Annotated in this window: 24 protein-coding genes and 2 pseudogenes; 14 read left to right on the top strand and 12 right to left on the bottom strand. The window is 54.5% G+C overall.

Annotation, left to right across the window (positions count from 1 at the left end; all coding sequences use genetic code 11):
• The first annotated feature begins 83 nt into the window (after positions 1-83).
• Positions 84-1,082, top strand: coding sequence for an alpha/beta hydrolase (locus BI292_RS14855; RefSeq protein WP_101208294.1), 999 nt, complete (start codon positions 84-86; stop codon positions 1,080-1,082).
• 99 nt (positions 1,083-1,181) lie between these two features.
• Positions 1,182-1,973, top strand: a complete 792-nt coding sequence (locus BI292_RS14850) for a hypothetical protein (RefSeq protein WP_092271093.1) — start codon at positions 1,182-1,184, stop codon at positions 1,971-1,973.
• 168 nt (positions 1,974-2,141) lie between these two features.
• Here the strand turns inward: BI292_RS14850 and prmB are convergent, their stop codons facing one another.
• Positions 2,142-3,050 (bottom strand): 50S ribosomal protein L3 N(5)-glutamine methyltransferase, encoded by a 909-nt coding sequence (gene prmB, locus BI292_RS14845; RefSeq protein ID WP_101208293.1) that lies wholly within the window; start codon positions 3,048-3,050, stop codon positions 2,142-2,144.
• A 253-nt stretch (positions 3,051-3,303) separates the two neighbouring features.
• On the opposite strand from prmB, the gene BI292_RS14840 reads away from it, so the two are divergent.
• The 9 genes from BI292_RS14840 (at position 3,304) to BI292_RS14790 (ending at position 10,610) form a co-directional block, all read left to right on the top strand.
• Positions 3,304-3,894: a cysteine hydrolase family protein gene (locus BI292_RS14840; protein WP_101208292.1), complete on the top strand. Its 591-nt coding sequence runs from the start codon at positions 3,304-3,306 to the stop codon at positions 3,892-3,894.
• A 131-nt stretch (positions 3,895-4,025) separates the two neighbouring features.
• On the top strand, positions 4,026-4,346 hold the full coding sequence (locus tag BI292_RS14835) for a hypothetical protein (RefSeq protein ID WP_092271102.1): 321 nt from the start codon (positions 4,026-4,028) through the stop codon (positions 4,344-4,346).
• A gap of 90 nt (positions 4,347-4,436) precedes the next feature.
• Positions 4,437-4,994 (top strand): Smr/MutS family protein, encoded by a 558-nt coding sequence (locus BI292_RS14830; RefSeq protein ID WP_101208291.1) that lies wholly within the window; start codon positions 4,437-4,439, stop codon positions 4,992-4,994.
• Positions 4,995-5,995: 1,001 nt separating this feature from the next.
• The gene (locus tag BI292_RS14820) at positions 5,996-6,616 is read left to right on the top strand and encodes a hypothetical protein (RefSeq protein WP_101208290.1); all 621 of its coding nucleotides are present in this window, start codon (positions 5,996-5,998) and stop codon (positions 6,614-6,616) included.
• 10 nt (positions 6,617-6,626) lie between these two features.
• A complete protein-coding gene (locus BI292_RS14815; RefSeq protein WP_101208289.1) occupies positions 6,627-7,127 on the top strand; it encodes a PAAR domain-containing protein in 501 nt (166 codons plus the stop codon).
• 28 nt (positions 7,128-7,155) lie between these two features.
• Entirely contained in the window at positions 7,156-7,908 is a 753-nt protein-coding gene (locus BI292_RS14810; protein WP_101208288.1) for a hypothetical protein, read from the top strand.
• Positions 7,909-8,331: a DUF4952 domain-containing protein gene (locus tag BI292_RS14805; RefSeq protein WP_101208287.1), complete on the top strand. Its 423-nt coding sequence runs from the start codon at positions 7,909-7,911 to the stop codon at positions 8,329-8,331.
• A gap of 715 nt (positions 8,332-9,046) precedes the next feature.
• A complete protein-coding gene (locus tag BI292_RS14795; protein ID WP_101208285.1) occupies positions 9,047-10,243 on the top strand; it encodes an S-type pyocin domain-containing protein in 1,197 nt (398 codons plus the stop codon).
• A gap of 10 nt (positions 10,244-10,253) precedes the next feature.
• Positions 10,254-10,610: a DUF6572 domain-containing protein gene (locus tag BI292_RS14790; RefSeq protein ID WP_101208284.1), complete on the top strand. Its 357-nt coding sequence runs from the start codon at positions 10,254-10,256 to the stop codon at positions 10,608-10,610.
• 284 nt (positions 10,611-10,894) lie between these two features.
• On the opposite strand, the gene BI292_RS14785 is transcribed toward BI292_RS14790, so the two are convergent.
• Together BI292_RS14785 and BI292_RS14780 are read right to left on the bottom strand one after the other, a co-directional pair.
• Positions 10,895-11,758, bottom strand: a complete 864-nt coding sequence (locus tag BI292_RS14785; RefSeq protein ID WP_101208283.1) for a phosphatase PAP2 family protein — start codon at positions 11,756-11,758, stop codon at positions 10,895-10,897.
• Positions 11,755-12,444, bottom strand: coding sequence for a histidine phosphatase family protein (locus BI292_RS14780; RefSeq protein ID WP_305887388.1), 690 nt, complete (start codon positions 12,442-12,444; stop codon positions 11,755-11,757). The genes BI292_RS14785 and BI292_RS14780 overlap by 4 nt, the downstream gene beginning before the upstream one ends.
• A gap of 332 nt (positions 12,445-12,776) precedes the next feature.
• On the opposite strand from BI292_RS14780, the gene BI292_RS14775 reads away from it, so the two are divergent.
• Complete coding sequence (locus tag BI292_RS14775) at positions 12,777-14,420, top strand: phosphoethanolamine transferase (protein ID WP_101208282.1); 1,644 nt, start codon at positions 12,777-12,779, stop codon at positions 14,418-14,420.
• 68 nt (positions 14,421-14,488) lie between these two features.
• Positions 14,489-15,163 carry a response regulator transcription factor gene (locus tag BI292_RS14770; protein WP_101208281.1) on the top strand — a complete coding sequence of 225 codons (675 nt, stop codon included), beginning with the start codon at positions 14,489-14,491 and terminating at the stop codon, positions 15,161-15,163.
• Positions 15,164-15,724: 561 nt separating this feature from the next.
• Here BI292_RS14770 and BI292_RS14765 read toward each other — a convergent pair.
• Complete coding sequence (locus BI292_RS14765; protein ID WP_101208280.1) at positions 15,725-17,662, bottom strand: LTA synthase family protein; 1,938 nt, start codon at positions 17,660-17,662, stop codon at positions 15,725-15,727.
• Between the two features lie 425 nt (positions 17,663-18,087).
• Between BI292_RS14765 and BI292_RS14760 the strand changes: the two genes are divergently transcribed.
• A complete protein-coding gene (locus BI292_RS14760; RefSeq protein ID WP_101208279.1) occupies positions 18,088-18,273 on the top strand; it encodes a DUF3606 domain-containing protein in 186 nt (61 codons plus the stop codon).
• An 80-nt stretch (positions 18,274-18,353) separates the two neighbouring features.
• Here the strand turns inward: BI292_RS14760 and BI292_RS14755 are convergent, their stop codons facing one another.
• From BI292_RS14755 to BI292_RS14720, 8 genes and pseudogenes are all read right to left on the bottom strand, one after another.
• Entirely contained in the window at positions 18,354-19,109 is a 756-nt protein-coding gene (locus BI292_RS14755) for a hypothetical protein (protein ID WP_101208318.1), read from the bottom strand.
• A 201-nt stretch (positions 19,110-19,310) separates the two neighbouring features.
• Positions 19,311-19,457: pseudogene (locus BI292_RS14750) on the bottom strand (DNA adenine methylase); the annotation flags it as partial.
• A 149-nt stretch (positions 19,458-19,606) separates the two neighbouring features.
• Positions 19,607-20,149, bottom strand: coding sequence for a lysis system i-spanin subunit Rz (locus BI292_RS14745; protein WP_101208278.1), 543 nt, complete (start codon positions 20,147-20,149; stop codon positions 19,607-19,609).
• Positions 20,131-20,694 carry a glycoside hydrolase family 19 protein gene (locus BI292_RS14740; RefSeq protein ID WP_101208277.1) on the bottom strand — a complete coding sequence of 188 codons (564 nt, stop codon included), beginning with the start codon at positions 20,692-20,694 and terminating at the stop codon, positions 20,131-20,133. Before BI292_RS14740 ends, BI292_RS14745 begins: the two co-directional genes overlap by 19 nt.
• A gap of 50 nt (positions 20,695-20,744) precedes the next feature.
• The gene (locus tag BI292_RS14735) at positions 20,745-21,791 is read right to left on the bottom strand and encodes a phage late control D family protein (protein WP_101208276.1); all 1,047 of its coding nucleotides are present in this window, start codon (positions 21,789-21,791) and stop codon (positions 20,745-20,747) included.
• Positions 21,792-21,880: 89 nt separating this feature from the next.
• A complete protein-coding gene (locus tag BI292_RS14730) occupies positions 21,881-22,087 on the bottom strand; it encodes a tail protein X (protein WP_101208275.1) in 207 nt (68 codons plus the stop codon).
• On the bottom strand, positions 22,062-22,907 hold the full coding sequence (locus BI292_RS14725) for a phage tail protein (protein ID WP_101208274.1): 846 nt from the start codon (positions 22,905-22,907) through the stop codon (positions 22,062-22,064). Before BI292_RS14725 ends, BI292_RS14730 begins: the two co-directional genes overlap by 26 nt.
• A 9-nt stretch (positions 22,908-22,916) precedes the next feature.
• Positions 22,917-23,230: pseudogene (locus BI292_RS14720) on the bottom strand (phage tail tape measure protein); the annotation flags it as partial.

Here is a 23,230-nt window from a genome sequence, read left to right as displayed (position 1 = left end):
TAATGCGCGCCAGTATACGCAGGCTACCCAAGTAGTTCATCCTCGAACCTTTCCAGCCTTAACCTTTCCACCTGCGAACCTTATTGGGTGCCCGCGAGTCCAACCGGCACCTTGTTGATGATGGCGTGATGATGCTGCGAGTTCTAGTCTTGAGCCTTACCCTGTTTACCGGCTTCGCCCAGGCCACTGTCCTACAGCGGCCAATCAGTTTGATCACCGGCACCGGGGAGCTTTTCGGCTCCCTGCTGTTGCCTAAATCCGACACGCCTGTGCCCGTTGTCCTGATCATTTCCGGCTCCGGTCCTACAGATCGCGACGGCAATAACCCGGATGGCGGACGCAACGACAGCCTCAAACGGCTGGCGTGGGTGTTGGCCAAACACAATATTGCCAGCGTGCGCTACGACAAGCGCGGCGTCGCGGCGAGCCTTGCCGCGACCCCGGACGAGCGCAATCTGTCGGTGGAAGCCTACGTTGCCGACGCCGAGGCCTGGGGCCAGAAGCTCAAGGCTGATCCGCGTTTTGGCCCGTTGATTCTGCTGGGCCACAGCGAAGGCGCCTTGATCGCCACGCTGGCGGCGCCGAGTGTCGATGCATCGGCGGTGATTTCCATGTCCGGCAGCGCGCGCCCGGTTGACCAAGTGTTGCGTCAGCAATTGAGCAATCGCCTGCCGCCACCGCTGATGCTGCGCAGCAATGAATTGCTCGACAGCCTCAAGGCCGGGCGCACCGACGAAAATGTCCCGCCACAACTGCAGGTGATTTTCCGTCCAAGCGTGCAGCCCTACCTGATTTCATTGTTCCGTCAGGACCCGGCCGCCGCGTTTGCCAAACTGAAAATGCCGGCGCTGATCGTTCAGGGCACCAACGATATCCAGGTCGGCGTCGGTGACGCCAAGCTGCTCAAGGAAGCCAAACCGGACGCCGAACTGGCGGTGATCGAAGGCATGAACCACGTGATGCGCATCGTCCCCAACGACGTGAAGCGTCAATTGGCCTCGTACAAGGACCCGCAATTGCCGCTGGCCGCCGAACTGGGCGCGCGCATCCTTGGGTTTATTGACGGACTTCGCACCCGTTAAGCGCTGATTGCCCTCCAGTCTTGAGTAAAACGGCCGATAAGCCTTTGTCGCCAGCGCTATGACTGGCGGCAAGCAGAGCTTGGACAGGATCTCGCCGTTATGACTGATACCCAGACTTCACCCGACACCAGCGCTGAAAAAGAAGCACCGCCAGCGGTCGAGCTGCCGTGGGCGGATGTGCATGCCGAGCACCACAGAATGCTGCGTCTGGCGCCGTTGAAGACCGATCGCAACACCGGCGGGCGGCCGTTGCGCTTTGTTGAATTCGGTTACGCCGAGCGCAACAGCAAGGAACTCAGCCTGATGCGCTTGACCATCAAGCTGCCGGGCCAACGGGTGCGCAAGGAACAGAATCTGCTGGACGTGTGGGTCGATCACCAGACCCGCCGCGTGCATTTCGGCCCTGACAGCGGGCTGCAAATCGAACCGCTGAACCGTGGCATCGGCCGTTACCTCGCCGCTCAAGGCATCAGTTGGGCGAAGAAACGCTGGCCCGGCTACACCGTCGACGGCACCGACCTGAACAACAAAGACGCACTGAACGAAGACACTCGCCTGCGCCGCGATCACTTTTTGCGCGCGCACGGTTTTGAAGTGGCGTATGCCGATGCCCAGCATTTGAAGGGCAGCGTCAAAGAAGTGAAAGTCGGTGATCTACTCGCGGACTGGAACAGCGAAAAGCTCCAGCAGGTGGAAATTCTCGAAGCCGCGCAGATGCTTCAGCAAGCCGAGCACAACCTGGCTGAGCAGGAAGTGAAGCTGAAGAAGCACGAAGAGAAAGTCAGCAAGTACAAACGTGAAGACGCCGGGCTGCGCTTCACCATTACCTGCCTGGTGGCATTTGCGGTGTTTCAGGCGGGACTGTTGATCTGGATTGCTACGCACCGGTAGCAACACTTTGTGGCGAGGGGGCTTGTTGTGGCGAGGGGGCTTGCCCCCGTTCGACAGCGCAGCAGGCGTAAACCGCTTGCTGCGGTTAAACGCTGAACTGCGCGGGGAAGTGCGCGGGCCGCTTCGCGACCCAACGGGGGCAAGCCCCCTCGCCACAAATGATAGCGGTCAGACGCGGGACGCGAAGACGGCCTGATGCTCGCGGCACTGTTCCGCCGTCAGCATGAACACACCGTGCCCGCCGCGCTCGAAATCGAGCCAGGCGAAATCGACTTCCGGGTATAGCGCTTCGACGTGAACCTGGCTGTTGCCCACTTCGACAATCAATAACCCCTTCTCGGTCAGGTGATCCGCCGCTTCGGCGAGCATCCGGCGCACCAGGTTCAAACCATCCTCACCACACGCCAGGCCCAGCTCCGGTTCGTGCTGGTATTCGTCCGGCATGTCGGCGAAATCTTCGGCATCGACATAAGGCGGGTTCGACACGATCAAGTCGAAACGCTGCCCCGGCAAACCATCAAAACCATCGCCCTGAACCGTGTACACGCGTTCATCGACGCCGTGGCGTTCGATGTTCTGGTTGGCCACTTCGAGCGCTTCGAACGACAGGTCGGCCAGCACCACTTCGGCGTTCTGGAACTCGTAGGCGCAGGCAATGCCGATGCAACCGGAACCGGTGCAGAGGTCGAGAATGCGCGGCGGATCGTTGCCCAGCCACGGCGCAAAACGCTTTTCGATCAGCTCGCCAATCGGTGAACGCGGGATCAGCACTCGCTCGTCAACGATGAACGACATGCCGCAGAACCACGCCTCGCCCAACAGGTAAGCGGTGGGAATGCGCTCCTCGATGCGGCGCTTGAGCAGCCGTTGCAGTTTGACCAGCTCGTCGTCTTCCAACGCGCAATCGAGGTAGCTGTCAGCGATTTCCCAAGGCAAGTGCAGCGAACCCAACACCAGTTGACGGGCTTCGTCCCAGGCGTTGTCGGTCCCATGGCCGAAAAACAGATCCTCCCCATGGAAGCGGCTGACGGCCCAACGGATATGGTCGCGCAGGGTACGAAGTCGGGAAGTGATCACGGGGCAAACTCCAAATAAAACGAGTGGCAATAAAACGACTGGCGATTCTACCAGCCAAACCGCGCCACGACGACGCGGGAAAAACAGCCGAGCAGATGTAGGACTTATCTGTATTTTCCATTGGCTATTGAACACAATGCGCATCTTGACAAGGCTGCACGCCAGCAACGACGGCGCCTGCGATAGTAGCGATTCACAGAACCGCTCAGCCAGAGGACAATGTCGCAAAAGCCCCACTCCAAGGAGCCCCAGAATGTCCGTTCCACAAACGATGTTTCATCTCAGCGGCCGCGGTTACCCGGCGGCCAAACTGAGCCAGGCGACGCTGATCATCATCGATGCGCAGAAGGAATACCTCAGCGGCCCGCTGGCCCTGAGCGGCATGGATAATGCCGTCGCCAACATCAAGCAACTGGTGAGCGCAGCCCGCGCAGCCGGTCGGCCGATCGTCCATGTGCGTCACCTCGGCACCGTCGGCGGGCTGTTCGATCCGCAGGGCGAGCGCGGTGAATTCATCCCGGGCCTGGAGCCACAGGGCGACGAAACCATCATCGGCAAGTTGCTGCCGAGCGCGTTTCACGGCACCCCGCTGTACGATCGTTTGCAGGAACTCGGTTCGCTGGACCTGATCGTTGCCGGTTTCATGAGCCATTCCAGCGTCAGCACCACGGTACGCGCGGCGAAAAACCTAGGTTTCCGTTGCACACTCGTTGAAGACGCCTGCGCCACTCGCGATTTGCCCTACAAGGACAGCGTGCTGAGCGCCGAACATGTGCAGCAGACCGAAATGGCGATCATGGCGGACAACTTCGCCACCCTCGCCCTGACCCACGATTTGATCTGATCGCCTGACGCTGAGCGGTCGATGCCGCCGCTCATCCGCAAAAGCCTCTCATTTGCTGCAATTGCCTTAGCCTCAGGAACATCCCGGTCAACTCCCGGTCGAAGGGCCGATACCCATTGAGGAAGGTCGGAATGAAGTTATCCGATGGTTTTGACGCACGCCGCTTGCGGCCCAAAGGCCAAAGCAACTGGCGTTTTCGAATCGGCGCAACGATTGCCGCGCTGCTGGCGATGCTCGGTGTGCTGATGGCACTGGCCGGCGGCGCCAGTCTGCTCGGCCACGCGCCCGCGATGGGCGAACTGAACACCAACAAGGCCGGCGCGGCGGTGATCCTGGTGATTGGCCTGCTGGTGTTGTACATCGGCGTGTGGTTGTGGCGTCGTTGCCGACGTCGCTCGCGCCAGTCGCAAGAGCTGAACATGGCTCCGCATCTGATGAAAAAACACGACTGAAACCTCGAGCTCGGCACTGGCCGGGCTCCAATTGTTTGTTATGGATAGCGTCGCGACTTGGGTAAACTGCCCTCCTTCGCGGAGGCTGACATGCAAGACGACGATTTTTCCCTGTTCAAAAGTGCGATCCAAGGCGTCAAGCCGATCAAGCACGATCGCGCCGAAACCGGCAAACCCAAGGCTGACCGCGCGCAGATTGCCAAGCTGCGTCAGGCTGCCACCGTGCGCACCGATGCGACCACCGTCGACGGTCTGTCCGATCAGTTTGTGATCGACGTCGGCCCGGAAGACGAGCTCATGTGGGCCCGCGACGGGGTTCAGGAAAGCCAGATCCGCAAACTGAAGATTGGCCAAATCCCCTTCGAAGGCAGCCTCGACCTGCACGGCATGAATGTCGAAAAGGCCCGCGAAACCCTGTGGGCGTTCCTTGCCGAAGCGACCAAATTCGAAATCCGCTGCGTGCGCGTCACCCACGGCAAAGCTGTGCGCCTGGACGGCAAGCGGCCGATGATCAAAAGCCACGTCAACACCTGGCTGCGCCAGCATTCCCAGGTACTCGGCTTCACCTCTTGCCAAGCTAAACACGGCGGCGCCGGAGCGGTTTATGTGCTGCTCAAACGGACCATGATGGAAGGTCGCGACGAGTAAAGCTGTCGCTTCACGCTTGCAGCGCCGTGTCCGCCACCGTACCCTTGCCCTTTGCGTAAAATCCCACAGGTAGTTTCATGTCCCTGGAACAGAATTACACCGCTATTTTGGGCTGGTTCATGTAGATCGGCAGGGGCAGTAAAACCGGGTTTTTTGTACTCCAGCAATCTCGTTCCAACGCCCTTTAACGCAGCCAGTGGTACGAGAATTGGTACGAGCCTTGCTGGTTAAAGCGTCCTGCACCGAACCAGTTGGTTCCCATTTTTAAGCATGAAAGTCAGGCGCTCATTCGCGCTGCCTTGAAGATAAATCAACTACAGCTCTCCCCCACGCTCTTTGCCGATCTGCGTCAGGCCGATGATGGATTGGGCGTAGAACGCCCCCAACGCACCGGCCGTATTGGCTGATCCGCTGAAACATCTTCGTTTTTTTAGCAATTTGGGCGGTCCATCCAGCGTGGGACCAGGATGAGGGAAGGCATTCACGAAGACGCGCCGCGCGTCATGCTCGAGGGCGGCGCGGTGCGTTAGGTGCTGGTCAGTCGGCACGGTGAAAAATGGGGTTTGGCCATTCGCCTGGGCTGCGCAGGCAATCGCTGGCCGATTGCTGCCCGTCGCGGAAGGCAGAAAACGACCAAAAGCGGCCAGTCATGACGGTCCTGTTATCGAACCATAGTTGCCTGTAGGGACAGTTTTTAAGGACGTCCCGACTCCCCTGCCCACGCAGCGGGCAAGTGGAATCAGGGGCCTGCTGCCGCATCGGCGGTAACCGGATTAGTTACACAACACGTAATGCCCAGACGCTTACCATCGACAAATTTATCCTTACCTGACAATCTGACCAACATCCGCATGAAAGGGATGGGGCAATTTCTGTTAAGCCGGCTAAGGGCACGTCCCACAGGCGATTCTGAAATGCTTTTATATTGAGCTCAATAGACTGAGTCAATTGCAGTTTTCCCTCTCATTTTTTGTGCCTTGTTATTATTATCTGGAGCATGGATGCATCAGTCCTCTACGTTCAAATCTTCAATCCGTCTCTATGGCTTGACCAGAAAAAATAGCGATGGTCAGTATCAAGAGGTGAGCTGTACAACTACCTCAAATGGAATCTCTGTAGTTCGGGTATTTGTCTCGCGACTTGACGCAGAGCTAGCAGCCCAAAACTCTGATCTTGAAGCTCAGCCACTTTCCCAATTTTTTTGTCCTAGCGTTTTGGCCGAGCAGGAAGGCGGTTTAAATCTTCATATCTGCCTGGGTTTTGCCGCAAAAAACCGTCAACTTCTGATTCAAAACGAACAGCTAGTGCCCATGGGGTGGTTTACCCACATCGATGTGCGTAGTTGGGGGGAGGGATACTATCTAAATTGGGGTGATGAACTTCCGAGTAAATTGGGAGGAATCTATAATCTTTTGAAACTTGCCGACTACAACGCATTCCTCAACACCCTGGATGCTGCTCACCCAAAGGAGATGCACTGGCACAAGACTGAAGCCATAGGTGTAATGTCAACCCATGATGCCGAGACAACCAGTTGGGATCAAGTAGCATTATTTGATCCTATCGATTGCCGTTGGTGCTTTGGAAGCACGGCCGGCTCTTATCAAATCCACGTCAATTAAGGAGTTTCATATGAGTGGTAAACCTGCAGCGCGGGTGTCTGACCCTACAGAATGCCCAATGCCGGGTCATGGCTCGAACCCTATTACCAGTGGTTCGCCAGATGTATTTTTTGATGGCTTGAGCGCAGCCAGACAAACCGAGCCCACAGCCTGTGGAAGTCAGATAGCGGACAACGTCATTACCAGCGTGCTGATTAACGGCTTGCCGGCGGTCGTTGTTGGAAGCCTTGGTAATCATGGCAACGCAGTAATGGGCGGGTCCGGAACTGTCATCATTGGCAACAGCGGTGGTGGTGCGTCCTTTACTCCGATTATTCCGATTTCGTTCGGCTTCGATGAACAATTCACCCTGCTCGATACGGAAGGTGAGCCCGTAGCTGATTTTGCCTACAAGGTGACCACCGCATCTGGAAAGATTTTCAGAGGCGTAACGAACGAATTGGGGAAAACCCAGCGAATACCGACCTCAGTCGTTGAAGACCTGCATCTGGAACCGGACGACATCGCTTAACGCTTAGCTTCTAAATGGACACTGAAGAATGCCAGTACTTACGAACAATCGAACAAGCTCAAATAATCAGCCAAATAGCAGCCATGCAGTTACTGTTGCTACCAAATACTCGAGACGCCCTAATGACAGCGGCTGGTTAAAAATACGTCAGGAGCCGAGCGGCAAAGATGCTTTTCTTTGTGAATACACAAAAGTCACTATGCTGAAAGAAAAAAATGGCCGCACTTATTTCAAAGTGGCTGACGGCAATAGCACATGGGTGGGAATAGAGGCCAGCATGGCCACTGAAAATGCAGAAAAATATCTTTCGGATGTTGCTCCAAAAGCCCCTGCTGTCATGAACGTTAAATACAGCGGCAATCCAATAGCTGTCCGCTCCGAAATCAGGGGGGATACTCGCAAACAGCAATGGGCTATCGCAAGCTTCGATGGAAAAACCGCTAAGGTAACGCTAAACAGTATTTGGGATGGTCAGTATACGCCGATCCCGCCAGGCACCCATCGGATTATGGCTCCCGATCAGTCTCATGCCAATATTTCTACAGCCGGTTACAAGGCCGCACACCCAGGAAGAGTACGCTGCAATGATGTCTGGTTCCCGATTGAGGTTGAAGGAACGACAGGGAATAGCAGTCGGTATATCCACATCGGTCATTTATCAGAAGGCTGCGTGACCTTTTACGAATTACTGAAGTGGAATGATATCTACGACTATTTAATTGATAAGCGCATGAAAGAAGGCAGAGGAAAATACATTGGCAAACTTATCGTGGAAAAATAAATGAACAGACTAATCTCCTCACTCATTTTGATAAGTTTATCACTGCTTGCCAGCTGCGCGATGGCTAAACCTCGATGCGACGACTTTCTGGCTAAACTAAGCGACAAGCCTGATTTTGTAGAGTACGTGGAATGCACTCAAAACAATGATGAACAGGGAAAGCCTCTCATTGCTCGGTACCGCGTAAAAGGCTCAGACGCCCTTGAGGCGGAAAAGTACATGAACCAGACTTTCAACCTTCCGATGCTCCGGTTTATCTGCTGCGGCTGGGACTCAACATTTTATTCTTATCGAGATAAAAAAACACAGCGATGGTATCTGCTCGGCATGGGTTCCGAGGAGACGCCGGTGAACAAACGGAATTCGTGGTCAGCAATAAAATTCTTCAACATCACTGTATCCATCAATACTGAAGAGATCTAAGCACACTTCGTAAACGGACAGGACCGATGCGCAGCTCATGTGATGTGTCGGTGGGTAGCCATTAGTGGGTGACCGCCTCTGATAGATAAGCAAAATGAGGGTTCACTGATTTTTATGACCGTTCCGACCCGCAGTAACGATCAGCGGTAGGCGGTCGTAGGTGACTGCTTCTGGCCGATCACTGCCTGTGGTGATGTCAGCTTCCCAAGCTGATAACTAGGGTTCGTTTCCCTTCACCCGCTCCACTATTTTCAAGACCTCCAGCCTACCCAGATTCACCAAGGTGTCTGTTAAGGTGTCTGTTTCTGTTTTTTTAAAACACCGACCGAATAGAAACAGACACCAGCGCTTCAAAGAGCCTCACCCCCTCTCCGCAACAAACCTGAACATCGACTAGCCACATCAGAGCAGCCTTCGCAGCGTTGAGGGTTCTCAGGTCATGATCACCATTCCGCCACTCTCCCTTTGCCCGGCCGCGATGACGATTGCAATCAGCCAGAAGCCAACTTTCGGAACGATGGCCGCTAGTGCGCAAAAGGCCACTATTCAAACCCTTATGCGAGTGCAGTTACCATCCGCTCTCTGCAATGACATGGAGCTGGGAAATAAGCGCAGCTAACAGGAATTGTCCTGCAGCCAGCGCTTGCGCTTCCCATTAACGTCATTCTGCCCCAGCCTCAGGCCGGGAACCTCCAAGGACGAACAAGGACGCTGCATGAGCGGTTATGTACCTAACCCGCCGAAAGGCCATAGCTATAGCGGTGGCGAGCCTGTCGATACCCACGCCCAGCGTTGGGCGGAATACAAAGACCTGGCACCGGAGCCGGATGACACGCCAGCCACGATGGGCTGTGTGTTTGCCAAGAGCTGTAACCTTCCTGACGGTGTAATTAATCACAAAAACCCTGCCGGGTTTATCCCTGTTGAGAAACTGGCCGATTATGGACTGTGGGCCGTGCTTGGCACCGGGACAGCGATCGCAGCACAAGGCACTTCACTGCAACTGGTAGGCGGGTCTACCACTGGCGGTGCAATTGCTCAACGTCTTGGCGGAAAGCTATCACTAGGGCTGCTGGAAGGATCTGGCGTTGTTGCTGCTGGCGCTGCATTGGGCACTGTTGCATTACTGATCCCGAATACCAGCATTTCGCCTGACAGCGCCTTCTACACCCACGATCAATACGCGACCCTTGAAGCTGGCCGGACACGTGTACGCGTCAACGTAAAAACATTGCCGGATGGCTCCGTTGACGCTTACGGCTTCTACACGGGCGGTAAAACGGACTGGGAAAAGGTCCCTGTCATCAGAGGCGAGAAAGACGGTGAGAAATTTGTCGCGGACCTTGGCAACGGGATTGGGCTCACTTGGACGCCAGCGGCAGGCCCTGACGATGTGCTGGGTATTCCCGCACTGGAAGGCGCCCCTCCGTTACCACCAGTATGGGTGTATCCGCCGACTGCACAATCTGACACGGTGCTGGCGAATCCTGCGCATCCACCCGAGTTCCAAGATGCAATTATCTGGTTCCCCGACTCTGGCATTGAGCCAATCTACATTGTGCTCAGCACACAGTTTGAGAAAAACAAAAAACAGGGCAAGGCCTTCGAAGACACGTCTTACGATAAGTACAGCGAGAACAGACCCGAAGCCGTACGCGAGGTTACGGTTAAAACCGACAGTGGTGTGAAGACCCGAATTGATATGTTGGGCAGGGACACCGACGGAGAGATTTCATGCGTTGAGTGCAAGTCATCTGAAACCGCACCACTGACAAAAAATCAGAAAGCTGCCTTCCCTGAAATTGAGAAAACTGGTGCAACCGTCGTCGGCAAAGGCAAGCCAGGCTTTCCAGGTGGCACCAAGATACCACCCACCAGGATCGAAATCCTTCGACCTGATTCACCCCTCTGAGGGAGCAGACATGTCCATTGTAGAAACGAAGGTCGTCGATATTATTGCCGTACCAGAGTGGGAGCCAAAAAACGTAATTCTGGTTATCAGCGACCACCTTAAATGGGGCGACAAGGCCCAACAGGGCGAACACTTGCTGCTGCTGCAAGAGAAAATCAATACCTACATTGCCTTCATCGAAAGTGGCGAGATATTGGAGAGCTACCCACCATCCAAGGGCAAGTTTCCCATCATCCGCATTAACGGCCTGTACGAACTACCAGAGCAAGCGGAGTTCTTCGTAGACCGTGTTGCACAGACACTAAAGGGGGTAGGTATCGGGTTTGAGTTCGTGCTTGATGCGAATGAAGACATTCGCAACATGTGATCACTAATATAGCCAGTACCGAGCCCGCTTTTCCGCATGCTGCAGTGCGTGGGGCGGGTTCTTGTCACCGTGCAGGGCCCGCAGTTAGAAGGACGATCACCGTCACGACCTGGATAAAGATAGGGATTCGAACCCCTTCTCGCATCTTTGAAGTCCGCCAAGGGCCTAAAAATGCGGGGCGCTGGCCCCCATCTGCTGGTCTCTCGCAGCCCATACCGGTCCTATATCTGCCCTACTCCGCCTCTGATCCTTACTGTGCCGGCAGCGCTGATCGGCCTCATTGCTCAAGTCGAAGGATTGACAGAAGGAACCGCAGCAGAACTATCGACGATGTTGCCCGAGCAGCTAGGCTTAGTTATCGCTCGGATTGGCTGTTGCAGCAAAGAGCGGCCATAGAATAACAGCGCCATCAACAACGTGCTCATCCACACAAAAATACCCGCCCAGAGTGTGTGCGAAAAGTAGTGCCAGCCCTGCAATACCCGGGTTGTACCGTAAACGAGGCCAAGCACCATCACGCCAACAAGCAAATACTTCGAATTTTGCCAACGATAGCGTAGCGCGACGAAATATACGGCAAACATGCTGAACGCACTGGAAGCATGGCCTCCCGGCCAACAGCGCCCGGCACCAGCTTCGCGCCAAACGTTGAAGTTTTCGTACCACTCTTTACGGATCTCACTGCCGCCATAGAGCGTTGTTTCTACAGGGCAATAAATGCTTGAGTGGCTTTTCAAGTAATGAATGAGGCCGGTACTCAGTGCGAAGGCGACGATGACGAAAAAGAAATCCAATCGGTGCTGTTGCAGCCATTGAAGGGGAGACGCCATTCGTGAGTGGATGACGTATTGACCAGATCGGGTTGCATTAAATTTAACAATACCAGGCCAGACAAAAGACAACAATGCGCCGATAACAGCGAGCTCCCCTGTCCAGTCCGGAATGATTCGAGCCCATTTGTGGGTGATTTTTTCAAATAAGTGATTGTGGCTCACAGGGAATAAACCAGCGACCGGATCGTAGAACAGGTTGCTGAACAGTCTGTCTAGATCGGTCAGATCAAAAGCCAGGAACGTTAACAATGCCAGTAAGAGCGGCAGCCCTAAATACCGGACATAGAATTCACGACGGGCGCTCAAGGCTTTCATAAATTCACCTGACCGGGAATGATGTTTTTCCACTGCGCAGCGCTCAGCGAGCCAATGATGCTCGGAGCCTTTTGACCATCCATTTTGACAAATAAGGCTTGGGTGTAATCTGCGGAACGCTCCCCGGCACGCACCCCCATCTTGCGTTCGAACTGGTCAATGCAGCCGCTGTGGGTGATCAACACCAGATTCTCGGCAGGTTGTTTATGCTCTGAAACTGCGTCATTGAAGCTGCTGGCGCAATCGCCGACCCAACTTTGGGTCTGTACTGATCTCCTTAGAATAAAATCGGCCGTCTGTCGAGTCCTGGTTAACGGACTCGCAATCATCTGGGCTTTATCAAGGCCCAGTCGCCGCAAACCGTTACCCACAGCTGATGCCGAACGACTGCCGCTTACCGTGATTCCATCAGCACTCCCCAGGCAGGGGTTAGTGGAGCGATCACATCGTTCGGCGTGTCGGACCATAACCACGACATTCCCCCGAGCCCAATCCTTATACAGGTTGGACTCGCTTAAGTTACTTCCATTGCTCAAGTCGGCAACAGGCGTAGCCGTCCATAACCAACTAAGCACCGCGCCAAGCGCAACGATGAAGAAAAAAATTGTCATTGACTGTTTATCAGATCTAGACAGCCGAGAGTTGATCCGCGAAATAACCGAATCATTTATAAAAGCGGGGATCACTCAATCGCTCCTGCAGAATAATGGTCTTAGCGCCAGCCAGGTTCTAACTTGAAACGCATCAGCACCTAACTCAGACTTAGCATGAGCTGCACCTTAAAGTGAGTAACGTTGAGGCACGGTGAAAACGATGTGAAAAAATAATTATTAGCATAAGGTCTACAGCTTGTGCGCACGCGGCGTTTAACCGAGATAAATTCAGATTCTGCCCATTCCAATTTTTTAGTGGCGTTTTTTTCACAAAAATTTGATGAATCGCTGCCTAGAGTCTGCGTTCATTGGAGACGTCCCGCTCAGCCAATGGGTGCCTCCCTCATTTCGATTAAGTAGACAACATGTTTAATATCAAGCCCATACGCCCTGAAGTGACGACCTTGTTTGCCAGTGCTTTCCTGTTAGCTGGCTTCAACGCTACGCTCTGGGAACATCTTTTCAACATAACAACCACCAAGGGTATGGCGCTGAGGGTGGCCTTTGGCATTATGGTATTTTTTGCTTTCAATATCGTACTTACTTTATTGTCGTTCCGGAAAACATTGAAGCCAGTGCTAACTATCCTATTCATGGTCAGCGCCGGCGTCGCATACTTCATGAGCCGCTATGGAGTATTGATAGATGCTGGCATGTTACGTAATTTCGCAGAAACCAATGTCACGGAGGTTTTTGATCTGTTGTCACCAAAGCTGTTCGCGTACATGCTGATTCTCGGCGTACTGCCATCGTTGATCGTTTGGAAAACTCCGATCGTCAACGGCCAACTGCCGCGAGAGATCCTTAGTAAGACACTGGTCAGCTTCAGTTGTGCATTAGTCATAGGCGGCGTTGCCCTGGTCAATTACCAAGGCTTGTCGTCGCTTTTTCGCAACCACCATGAATTACGCTTGATGCTTGTGCCTAGCAATTACATTGGCGCATCAATCAGCTATCTGCGCGAACAGCTTGCCACCGCACAAAAACCCTTCATGAAGATAGGCGAAGACGCGATCCGGGATACCGGCCAGGCGCAACACGCGCGCAAATCTCTGACAGTGCTGGTTGTCGGTGAAAGTGCCCGAGCGGAAAATTTTAGCATCCTGGGCTACAAGCGAGACACCACGCCGCAACTAAGTAAAGAGCCCGGCATGATCGCTTTTGCTGACGTTCACTCCTGCGGTACGGAGACAGCGGTATCGGTGCCGTGCATGTTTTCCAATATGGGACGCAAAAATTACGACGCGTCGGTAGCAAAAACCGAAGAAGGGCTGCTGGATGTACTAAAACATGCGGGAATAGACGTGGTTTGGCGCGACAATCAGTCGGGCTGCAAAGGCACTTGCGATCGGGTTACCTTTCAGGACGTGAGTAATTTGAAAGACCCCGACCTCTGCACCAATAACGAATGTAGGGATGAGATTCTGCTACAAGGCCTGCAAAGTTTCATTGAGCATCTTGATAAAGACACGGTGCTTGTATTGCACCAGATGGGCAGTCACGGTCCAGAATACTTCAAGCGTTACCCCAAGGAATTTGAGAAATTTACGCCCGTTTGCGAAAGCAACGCTCTGGACCAGTGCAGTCGGGAGAGTATTGTCAACGGTTATGACAATACCCTCTTGTACACCGATCATGTGTTGGCGAGTCTGATTGATATTTTGCGCAAGCACCAAGATAAAGTTGACACAGCAATGATTTATTTATCGGATCATGGCGAGTCACTGGGCGAGTACAACCTATTTTTGCATGGAACGCCTTATATGCTTGCGCCTGATCAGCAAAAACATGTCCCCCTGATGGTCTGGTTTTCTGACAACTACCAACGTTCATTTGCAATCGATAGCGCCTGTTTGCAAAACAACCGCAATGATTCGCTAAGTCAAGACAATTTTTTCCATTCAGTACTTGGACTATTAGATGTTCACACCCATGTTTACGATCCAAAATTGGATATGTTCGCTGGCTGCAGGAGCGCTGCGCCCGACAGCGTTTTGGCCGACCAATAACCGGCGCACGTAACCCACTGGCCACATATAAAAACAGTCCCAGCCGCCCCATAAATAGTGTGACCCCAATGCGTATACTTGTTGTCGAAGATCATAAAGACATTCTTGCCAACATTTCGGAGTACTTCACGCTCAAGGGATACGAAGTGGTGGGCGCGCTAGATGGATTGACCGGACTGCGTCTTGCCATATTGGGTAATTTCGACGCCATCATCCTTGACCTGATGCTCCCCGGGATGGACGGCAACCATATCTGCAAAAAACTCAGGGAAGACTCCAGACAGCACGTCCCTGTCCTAATGCTTACGGCTAGGGACCAACTGGAGGATCGACTGGCCGGGCTCTCCGTTGGCGCCGATGATTACATCGTCAAACCTTTTGCACTTTCCGAATTGGTTGCCCGCGTTGAAGCGGTTGCTTGGCGCTCAACGGGCATGAGGAAAAACGTGCTCAAAGTACATGATTTGACCTACGACTTGGATTCCTTGGAAGTCCGCAGAGCCGGAACATTGCTCAAACTCAATCAAACCGGTCGAGTGCTTCTGGAGTTACTGATGCGCAAAAGCCCATCTGTGGTTAAACGCAAGGAGTTTGAGCAGGCCCTCTGGGGTGACAACACGCCTGAATCCGACAGCTTGCGCTCTAGCCTCTATACGCTGCGTAAGATCATAGACAAACCTTTTGATCTTACTTTATTGCACACCGTTCACGGCATGGGTTACAAACTGCAAGGCCCGCGATGAATCAGGCGTGCTAAATGCTGTTTCCCCCGCTCCCCGGTCACCTTGTATGTTGGCAAATCCTCTAGTCGCTGCTCGCGCCGATCATACAGGCGCGTAGTACTGACGATGGCGTGCCTGCCCGCCATCCAAAGGCAAGCTGCCCATCATTCGCATTAACGGTCTGTGTGAACTACCAGAACAAGCGGAGTTCTTCGTAGACCGCGTTGCACAGACATTAAAGGAAGTGAGTATCGGGTTTGAGTTCGTGCTTGATGCGAATGAAGACATTCGCAACATTTGACCGGCACTGCTAGTACCAGTCCTAGCTTTCTGGATGCTGCAGAATATGGGGCCGGTCTCTGCCATCGTGCGGGCCGCGCATCAAATGATTCTTCGCTGGTATACACACGGGCTTAGATAGGGATTCGGTCTTCCGCTCCCGCCCGAAAAACGTCGGCTAGCTGCTTAAAACGGCGACACCGCGACAATCGAGAAGCGCCCACGAAGAAAACTGTGGGCGCGGAGTCAGCGAACGGAGTTATCAATCCATTGAACGGCGATGGTAGCGGGCTTCGTGCCTCTCTAATCGTTAGCTGATGCTTCCCCTTCTGACCAGCCTAGCAAGCCCTTGGTAAAGCCATAGCTCGCCGCTTGGTAGTAGCTGACGGCACGCCTCACTAGGGGATCATCGATCTGAGCTGGTGTCTCCCGACTATCACCGAGCGAATCGTCATGACGCCGCAATCTAGCGCGTGGGCTTAGGATGGCTAGATCTTTGCCATCAAACAGGCCAAGGTGCTGATAGTTACCTATAACAACGCGTGGAGGTAGAGAAGAGGGACGCAGTAAGTCACGACCGAAAAATGTAGATTCATAATTTAACTTTAACAATCCCAACAAGGTCGGGGCTAAGTCTATCTGGCTGGCGAGTTGGCTGTCTTCGCGCGCTGGAATCAGCGTTGGCGCGTAAATGAAGAGCGGAATCTGGTAGTTACGAATTGGCAGATCTTCCTCTCCCGCGCTACCGGCAGTGTGATCAGCGACAAACACGAAAATAGTATTAGCGAACCAAGATTTTTTGCGCGCATCCTCAAGGAATTTGCCTATAGCATAGTCGGTGTACTTCACTGCACCGTCACGACCGACTCCAGACGGCATATCAATCCTGCCTCCTGGGTAGGTATATGGACGGTGGTTGGAAGTGGTCATCAATTGCAGGAGAAATGGCTTCTGCTTCGCGAAGTCCTCATCCGCCAGCTTCAGGGTTTGGCGATAGAGATCTTCATCAGCCATGCCCCAGGCATTTTTGAAGTGAATCTCGGATTCAGCAACGCTGCTCTGATCGACCACTCGATAGCCGTTTCCGCTGAAAAAGGCATTCATATTGTCAAAGTAACCACGACCGCCGTATACGAACACGCTGTCATAGCCAACATGCTTCAGCTGTTGGCCGAGACTGGCGAAGCCGCTTTCGCGACCAACCCGCTTGACGATGGAGCGTCCGGGCGTAGGAGGAATGGCCAAGGTGATTGCCTCCAAGCCGCGATCCGTGCGAGTTCCTGTGGCGTAGAAGTTGTTGAAGTACAAGCTCTCTTTACGTAATCGATCAAGGTAGGGGGTGAGACCTCCTTCTCGACCATTGCTACCCATGTACTTGGCACTGAAACTCTCAATCGTGACCAAAATGATATTGTGCTGCAGAGCGCCGCTCCCGTTCGTCACCGTGCGGCGAATATCTACCGGATCCTTGCCGGTAAACTTCGCGTTGGTTTCCGCTAATTCCTGACGCATGTGCTGCACCACATCGATGGTTGGCAATGTGGCGTAGAACTGCTCGTAATTCAGTTCATTATTGCGAAACGCTGCGAAAAATTGGTAGGGACCATTGCTGGACAACTCACGTTGGTAGGTATTGCCGCCTTGTGTCCGGGGCGTTTCTTGGTCAACCACGAGCAGCGTGCAACCTCCTAATACCAAAATAGCACCGACAGCTTTCACCCGCTGACGCAAAGAAGGAAGAGGCGCATTTAGCGTTCTCCATAGCATTTTATGCAGGGCAACGCAGACCAAAACTGCTACAGCTGCCAAGGCGCTGAGCAATTTTCCAATTGGGTACGACTCCAGGAGGTTGTTCAGCACCTCATCGGAGTACACCAGATAGTCCACGGCGATGAAGTTGAAGCGAACACCAAATTCGTCCCAGAACAGCCATTCCGCTGTTGCTACAAATAGCATTCCGAAGACGCTCACAGCGAACAGCCCCTGCAGAAGCCAACGGTGTCCACGTGTACACCACAAAACAGGCGGGCACAGCATCAGATACATGCCCAACGGCACTGCCGCGTAGAGTAGAAAACAAGTGTCATACAAAAGACCGAAACCGAAAATCGAAAAATACGGGGTGTTCGCCTCAGATAAGTGGGTGGCGAGCAATACCAGACGCGTGACAGAGAAAATCACCAGCCAGATGACAGAAACCAAGATTAGGAAACGCAGTGGAGCGGAAAAAGCTAAACGCATTGATAATTCCTTTTTTGATGCCAGATCCATCAGTGGACTCATGGCCCTAATCCTAAGCCATATTTCATTGCTTTGATGCAGCTATTGGCGCATTTTTTGAGATCGTAAGCTTAGTTGAGTATCATGCATTCGGCCTATGTGCATCATCTTGTAACAAGGCGAAATGGCGGACGTCGTAATGGTGCTAATTCTCAAGAAAGTAGCTTGGAAGCTGCCTTGTGTCTAGATATGGTCCGTTTCAGCTGAGACGTTGATTTTAAATTGGATCTTGCACTAAACACGGACCAAAGAATTTTAAACGCGAGTGACTTTGATCACAAAATAACGCTAGCCAAACATAAATCACGACTTTCTTCAAAAAACCCCTCCATTTCAATCGTTTGCGACTACCCTGTTCTCGCACTTCACCGGACATGGAGAGTCTGATGGAAAAGCAAAATCCTTTGGTTGCTAACGACGCGCTCAGGATCAACATTCAGGACGGTACCGAACTCAAGTTTTCGGCAGCGAGACTAGGGGTATCAAAAAAAGAAATTAAAGCCGCAGTCGAGCAAGTAGGTGACTCACTGACTGCAGTGACACGCCATCTGGTGCAAGTGCGACGCTCATGATCAGAGGAGGGCCGTACAGTGGCTTATCCCAACAGTTGATTATCGCGAAATCTCAACCGCACCTGTTGAATGATCTCGCATCAATCCGCTGTGGGCGTACATGTACGGGCAGGGTTTTGATTGCGCAAAATCGTACCTACGACTAAGACTACTAGCACAGTAAGCAGTGCCAAGGACGATCCAATCGTGCCGAAATCTAGGCCACCTTTCTCGTGAGATTTAGTGAGCAGATCGCCTAACGTCGCGCCGAAGGGCCTTGTCAATACGAACGCCACCCAGAACAACAGTAGTCGAGAGACTTTGGTTGTGTAATACAGCACCACAATTGCCGCAATCGCCGATCCGATTAAGAGAGCGCCACCCATGAACCCCAACCCTGAATCATCTGCGAGAAAGTCGCCGAGTGCCGTCCCAAGCGTGTTGGAGAACAAAATGGCAAACCAATAAAACAATTCGGCCTTTCGGGATTTGATGTCAGTAACAGAAAGCGATTTCTCGCTGAAATACCACAGAGTGAAAACGCTCAGTAATATCGCGATCAATATCGCGGACCCTGTGGCGTAGCCTAGACCTAAAGTACGATCCATGAAATCCGACATGGTCGTGCCCGCTGTACTGGTCGAAAGAATTACAAGCCAATAGAGCGCAGGGTAGTAGCGTTTAGAAGAAAGCTGTGTAAGCAATGTTACTACAAACACACTGATAAGGATCAGCGAACTTATTGCATATCCCACATCCAAGGTCATTGACAATAGGTCGCCTGCGGTTTCCCCCAAGGTTGTTGCACAGACTTTCATGATCCAGAATGCAAGCGTAATTTGCGGAAGTTTATTCATCATGAATACCGATAAGCGCATTAGATTTGTGTACGTCGGTTTAGGCGACGATGGCGCATCATCCAAGTAAGAAGGTTAAAAACCTGTCTTATGAAAATGAAAATAAAATGAAAACGCGCTCACGGACTGCAACTGCGCCTATCGTGCTCTCGCGGCAACGTACAGCGTGACCAAGTCGCCATTGATGTCGTTAACGACTTAAACAGGCGCGGCTTGGGGTCGCATGAAGTACAGCGCGGCACCTCCGACAAAGACTTCCACGTAGCACTCCTGAGGTGGGAAGAGAGGAATGAGGCGGTCGGCCAGGCGGCGTTTGCCGCCCATCCAAGGGATGATAGGTGTGGACATAAAAGCAAGACCTTTACTGTATGGATAAACAGGTGCTAGGCTCGCCGCGCTTCGTGCACGGAGTAAGAGCCTTGGCTGGACTTGCAGGGACCATCTGCAGGGACGGCGGTCGGGTTGGATGTTGACGCATCCACCCAGGCCGCTCTTTTTCACTTCGGTGTTGAGACTTCTTTGGCGTAGGCCTGACAAGCCGCCAGGGCGATCAGTCCTTGGTCGCCGGCATCGGTGATGCCGATAATTCGTTGAGCATGCGCTGGGTCAAGTTGGGCCCTAGTGGCGCCATGAACCACGCCGCCGGTGGCGGTGGTGGCTGGCACTGAGTCGCCGCCGGCAACAGTGGTGGCGTCGAGTAGGACTGACAGGCGCAGATCAGCAGTGGCAAGACGGTCGCGCAGGCGACCTTGATCACGTTGGGCATCGCTCAAGACTCGGTAATAGGTTTGTTCACTAGCCGACAGCCGTTGTTCCAGGGCCACCCGTTTGCCCTGCTCGGCCTGCTGCTGCGTCGCGGCGGCTTGGGTCAGCTGATTCAACGTCTCGGCCTGCAGGCGGGCTTGCTCCGCCAACTGCTGGCCGTAACGCCAATCCTGAATCTGCCACGCCAGCGCAGCCGATCCGCCGGTCACCGCAACCAGCAGCCCACCGATGGCCAGCAGGCGATACGGTGCTGGAATCAGGTCGACGAGACGCATAACACTGCCCTCGCCCGGCCCCACAACTCCAGCCGATCCGCCTGACCATTGAGGCCGCCGTTGATCTTGCGGGTGATCGCGTCGAAGTCGTCCCGGTCTGCCAGGGCGTTCAGCTCGCGCACCCACCAGAACCAAGCGGCCGACTCGGCGGCCCATTGCGGCAGCTCGAGGAGCTCAGGGGTGCGCAACAATCGCTCATCACCGAACAAGGCCAGGCTGCAGCGCAGGTAGTTGTTGCGGCCGGTGATCTGGATCAAGCCACGACCACGATAGCGCTGGCCATCACCGTCCGCTGCCGGCGTGTTACCCAGATCCGCCGCCAATTTGCCGGTGTCGTATTTGCTCAGGTACTGCTCGCCGCCCAACTCGCGGACGTACTGCAGTTGCCCTGACTCGTGACCGACTTGTGCCAGAAAGGCCGCCTGACGTTTTGGTGTGTTGATATGCCGGTGGGCCATCGCTGTATTGAGCGCGGATACAAAAACGCCCGCTTGGCGGCGGGCGTTCGGCATGATGCGTTGTAGCTGTTGTTCCGTGACGGACATAAAAAATCTCCAGACATAAAAAAACCGCACACAGGCGGCATGGGATGTAATTACGGTGCGACGCTCACGACCTTGAGCGGTGGTTTCGCGGCGTTCTTTTTCTTGCCCTTGGATTTTCCTTTCTTGCCGGCATTGCATTCGACGGTGGTCGACCAGCCGGATTGGGTGAATACCTGCTCTACCGAATCAGCCAGATATTCGCCATCAAGGCCATCCTTGAAACCCTGGGCAATAATGGGACGCTCGGCAAAGATGTCGGTCCGGCCGGGCATCTCGAAACGCACGTCAGCGGTCGAACGATTGAACGCCGCTAAGCGCGCCTTGGCCGCTGACTCGGCGGCCGTCTTGTTCGGGTAGATATGTCGATCGGTATGCACTGCCGGCAAGCCTTCCGGGGCGTCCTCGTTGTCGATCGTGACCACCTCTAACTTGCCGCTTTTCCTGTCTTGATGTTTGGTCGCCACGGCCTTGTGCGAGTTGCGATCGCCGAGGCTGAACTGCCAGCGGCTGAGGTCGCTTTTTGTCAGGGTGATTGCGCCGAACGACTTGCCGCTGGCTGTCTGGCCACCCTGGCGCGGCATCACCATCAATTTGCCGTCGGCCACCTTGGCCGTGCAGTCGTATTGCTTGGCCAGGCGCGTGATGAAATTAAAATCCGACTCGCCGAGCTGGTCCACGCGAGCGACTTTCGTGGCCACCGGACACGCCGGCTCCCAGCCGTTACGCGCCGCGACATCGGCGACGATCTTCGACAGCGGCACGCCCTCCCAACTGCCGCTGCGGATGGTCTTACCGCTGCCGCGCATGTCGCTGGCCTTGCCTTTAATCACGATCGTATCCGGCGGGCCTGACACCTCGACCGTGTCCACCGCGTAACGACCCAGGCGCACCAGGGAAGTTTCGACATAGCCCATGTAAATCTCGATAGAGCTACCGCGCCGAGGTAGCTCCACCTGGCCATCTCGGTCATCGATACGCAACTCAAACTCGTCGGAGTCCATCCCCGGCTTGTCCGAGGTGCGCAGCAACAACAACCGATCATTGATCTTTGCCGTAACATCGGCGCCGTCGGCAACGATTCGAAAAGTCGGGGTCATGAATTTCATCCAAAAAAAACCCGCACAAGGCGAGCAAGAAACAAAGGGCTGTTACGCTTAACGCAACGCGTCGCCGGCGACGATCGAGGTCAATCCCACAAGCTCACACCCTCAGTGGTCGGGCTGGGCAGATCCGGCAGAACAATCACCACGCCAGTGCGGTACGGCTGGGGCTCATCGGCCAAGCCCTGATTGGCATCAAGCACGGCCTCGGTGCTGCCGTTCAGATGCCCGTAATAGTTATGGCAAATGACATCGAGCATGTCCCCGTCAGACGTTCTGCATGTCGTCGCCATAGCGCACAAACTCCAAAGTGAACCCCTGTTTACGCGGAATCCCGCCGTGCAAAAACGCGCCCTGCTCGTCGCTGACCGTCTTCAGGCACCAGGTGCCAATCACTTCGCCATAACCCGTGGTCATGGTCAGCGGCTGAAGCCTGGCGCCGATCGAGCGCAGCGTGTCGAGCTGCTTGAGGCCGCCCTTGAAGCCCGGGTAGATCGTGCCCTTAAGCGTCATTTTCTCTTCGCCTTGGCCGATCGCCTGCTGTGCCGGGCGGCGCGAGAGTCGTTCCTGGGACGCCCAACGAAACTCCGTCGAACGGCTCAGCTCGTCAAACGCGGCCGTGTCCAGATTGAAGTAATACGGCTCCAGCTTCGGGTCACGCGGCTGAATGATCATCAGGTGCGGGAACGGCTTCACCGCTTCCGGCGCCGGCGTCGCATCCCCGGCAAATGCGCTGGTGGGCACGATGTTGGCCAGCGCGGGACTGACCTTGCCGGCGATGTTATTGATCGCCGTCGCCGCCTTGCCCGCCTGCTCCTTGAGCACCCCTAATCGCTCCTGCACTTCGGCCGCCGCCCGGGTCGCGCGGCCGTAGACCGCGACGACCTGGCCGACCTTGGCCTGTGCCGCGTTCACCCCGCGCATAACCCGCTGAAGCTTGGCGCCGATCGCCGGCCCCACGAACGGGATGTTTTCCAGCTCGGACGCCGCGCCAGTGATTTCACTGATCGCGCCGTTGACCGGGCCGAGCATGCCGTCGGCACTGCGCCGGCCGGCCTCCCCTGCGTCCACCAGATACTTGAGGCCCGATTGCAACTGTTCCATATACGCCATGCGGCCTCCTTACAGGTGCGGTTCGTCGTAGAGCTTGGCGGCGTTCTGTTTCGCCGCATCCGCCATCATCAGCCGCATATGCGGCATCAAGTCCTGGGCCAAGCGTTGCGGGTCTTTGACATCCCCCTGGACCGTGACCGGCATGTTCAGCGAGTACTGAAACTGCTGATCGACTTTCGCCGGCACAGGCTTCTCCGGCTCCTTGGGCTTGATGGCCACGGCCGCCGGTTTGGCCTGGGCCTGCACGGCCAACGCGCGAGCCACGTCGCCCAGCGCCGGTGCTTGCGGCGCCGGGGCCGAAGCCATCAGCAACGCACCGGAAC

This window comes from Pseudomonas sp. 43NM1, from assembly GCF_002836905.1.
In the GTDB taxonomy this organism is placed as follows: domain Bacteria; phylum Pseudomonadota; class Gammaproteobacteria; order Pseudomonadales; family Pseudomonadaceae; genus Aquipseudomonas; species Aquipseudomonas prosekii.
The sequence above is the reverse complement of the archived record's forward strand: the minus strand, read 5'-3'. Positions and strand labels throughout refer to the sequence as shown.

Bases quoted from the DNA above. Each gene is read 5' to 3' on its own strand.
- BI292_RS14785 (WP_101208283.1), bottom strand. From the start codon at position 11,758: ATGAAAGCCTTGAGCGCCCGTCGTGAATTCTATGTCCGGTATTTAGGG.
- BI292_RS14765 (WP_101208280.1), bottom strand. From the start codon at position 17,662: ATGCGTTTAGCTTTTTCCGCTCCACTGCGTTTCCTAATCTTGGTTTCT.
- BI292_RS14850 (WP_092271093.1), top strand. From the start codon at position 1,182: ATGACTGATACCCAGACTTCACCCGACACCAGCGCTGAAAAAGAAGCA.
- BI292_RS14805 (WP_101208287.1), top strand. From the start codon at position 7,909: ATGAACAGACTAATCTCCTCACTCATTTTGATAAGTTTATCACTGCTT.
- BI292_RS14830 (WP_101208291.1), top strand. From the start codon at position 4,437: ATGCAAGACGACGATTTTTCCCTGTTCAAAAGTGCGATCCAAGGCGTC.
- BI292_RS14810 (WP_101208288.1), top strand. From the start codon at position 7,156: ATGCCAGTACTTACGAACAATCGAACAAGCTCAAATAATCAGCCAAAT.
- BI292_RS14815 (WP_101208289.1), top strand. From the start codon at position 6,627: ATGAGTGGTAAACCTGCAGCGCGGGTGTCTGACCCTACAGAATGCCCA.
- BI292_RS14770 (WP_101208281.1), top strand. From the start codon at position 14,489: ATGCGTATACTTGTTGTCGAAGATCATAAAGACATTCTTGCCAACATT.
- BI292_RS14735 (WP_101208276.1), bottom strand. From the start codon at position 21,791: ATGACCCCGACTTTTCGAATCGTTGCCGACGGCGCCGATGTTACGGCA.
- BI292_RS14725 (WP_101208274.1), bottom strand. From the start codon at position 22,907: ATGGCGTATATGGAACAGTTGCAATCGGGCCTCAAGTATCTGGTGGAC.
- BI292_RS14775 (WP_101208282.1), top strand. From the start codon at position 12,777: ATGTTTAATATCAAGCCCATACGCCCTGAAGTGACGACCTTGTTTGCC.
- BI292_RS14755 (WP_101208318.1), bottom strand. From the start codon at position 19,109: ATGAATAAACTTCCGCAAATTACGCTTGCATTCTGGATCATGAAAGTC.
- BI292_RS14835 (WP_092271102.1), top strand. From the start codon at position 4,026: ATGAAGTTATCCGATGGTTTTGACGCACGCCGCTTGCGGCCCAAAGGC.
- BI292_RS14790 (WP_101208284.1), top strand. From the start codon at position 10,254: ATGTCCATTGTAGAAACGAAGGTCGTCGATATTATTGCCGTACCAGAG.
- BI292_RS14795 (WP_101208285.1), top strand. From the start codon at position 9,047: ATGAGCGGTTATGTACCTAACCCGCCGAAAGGCCATAGCTATAGCGGT.
- BI292_RS14745 (WP_101208278.1), bottom strand. From the start codon at position 20,149: ATGCGTCTCGTCGACCTGATTCCAGCACCGTATCGCCTGCTGGCCATC.
- BI292_RS14740 (WP_101208277.1), bottom strand. From the start codon at position 20,694: ATGTCCGTCACGGAACAACAGCTACAACGCATCATGCCGAACGCCCGC.
- BI292_RS14820 (WP_101208290.1), top strand. From the start codon at position 5,996: ATGCATCAGTCCTCTACGTTCAAATCTTCAATCCGTCTCTATGGCTTG.
- BI292_RS14730 (WP_101208275.1), bottom strand. From the start codon at position 22,087: ATGGCGACGACATGCAGAACGTCTGACGGGGACATGCTCGATGTCATT.
- BI292_RS14840 (WP_101208292.1), top strand. From the start codon at position 3,304: ATGTCCGTTCCACAAACGATGTTTCATCTCAGCGGCCGCGGTTACCCG.
- BI292_RS14760 (WP_101208279.1), top strand. From the start codon at position 18,088: ATGGAAAAGCAAAATCCTTTGGTTGCTAACGACGCGCTCAGGATCAAC.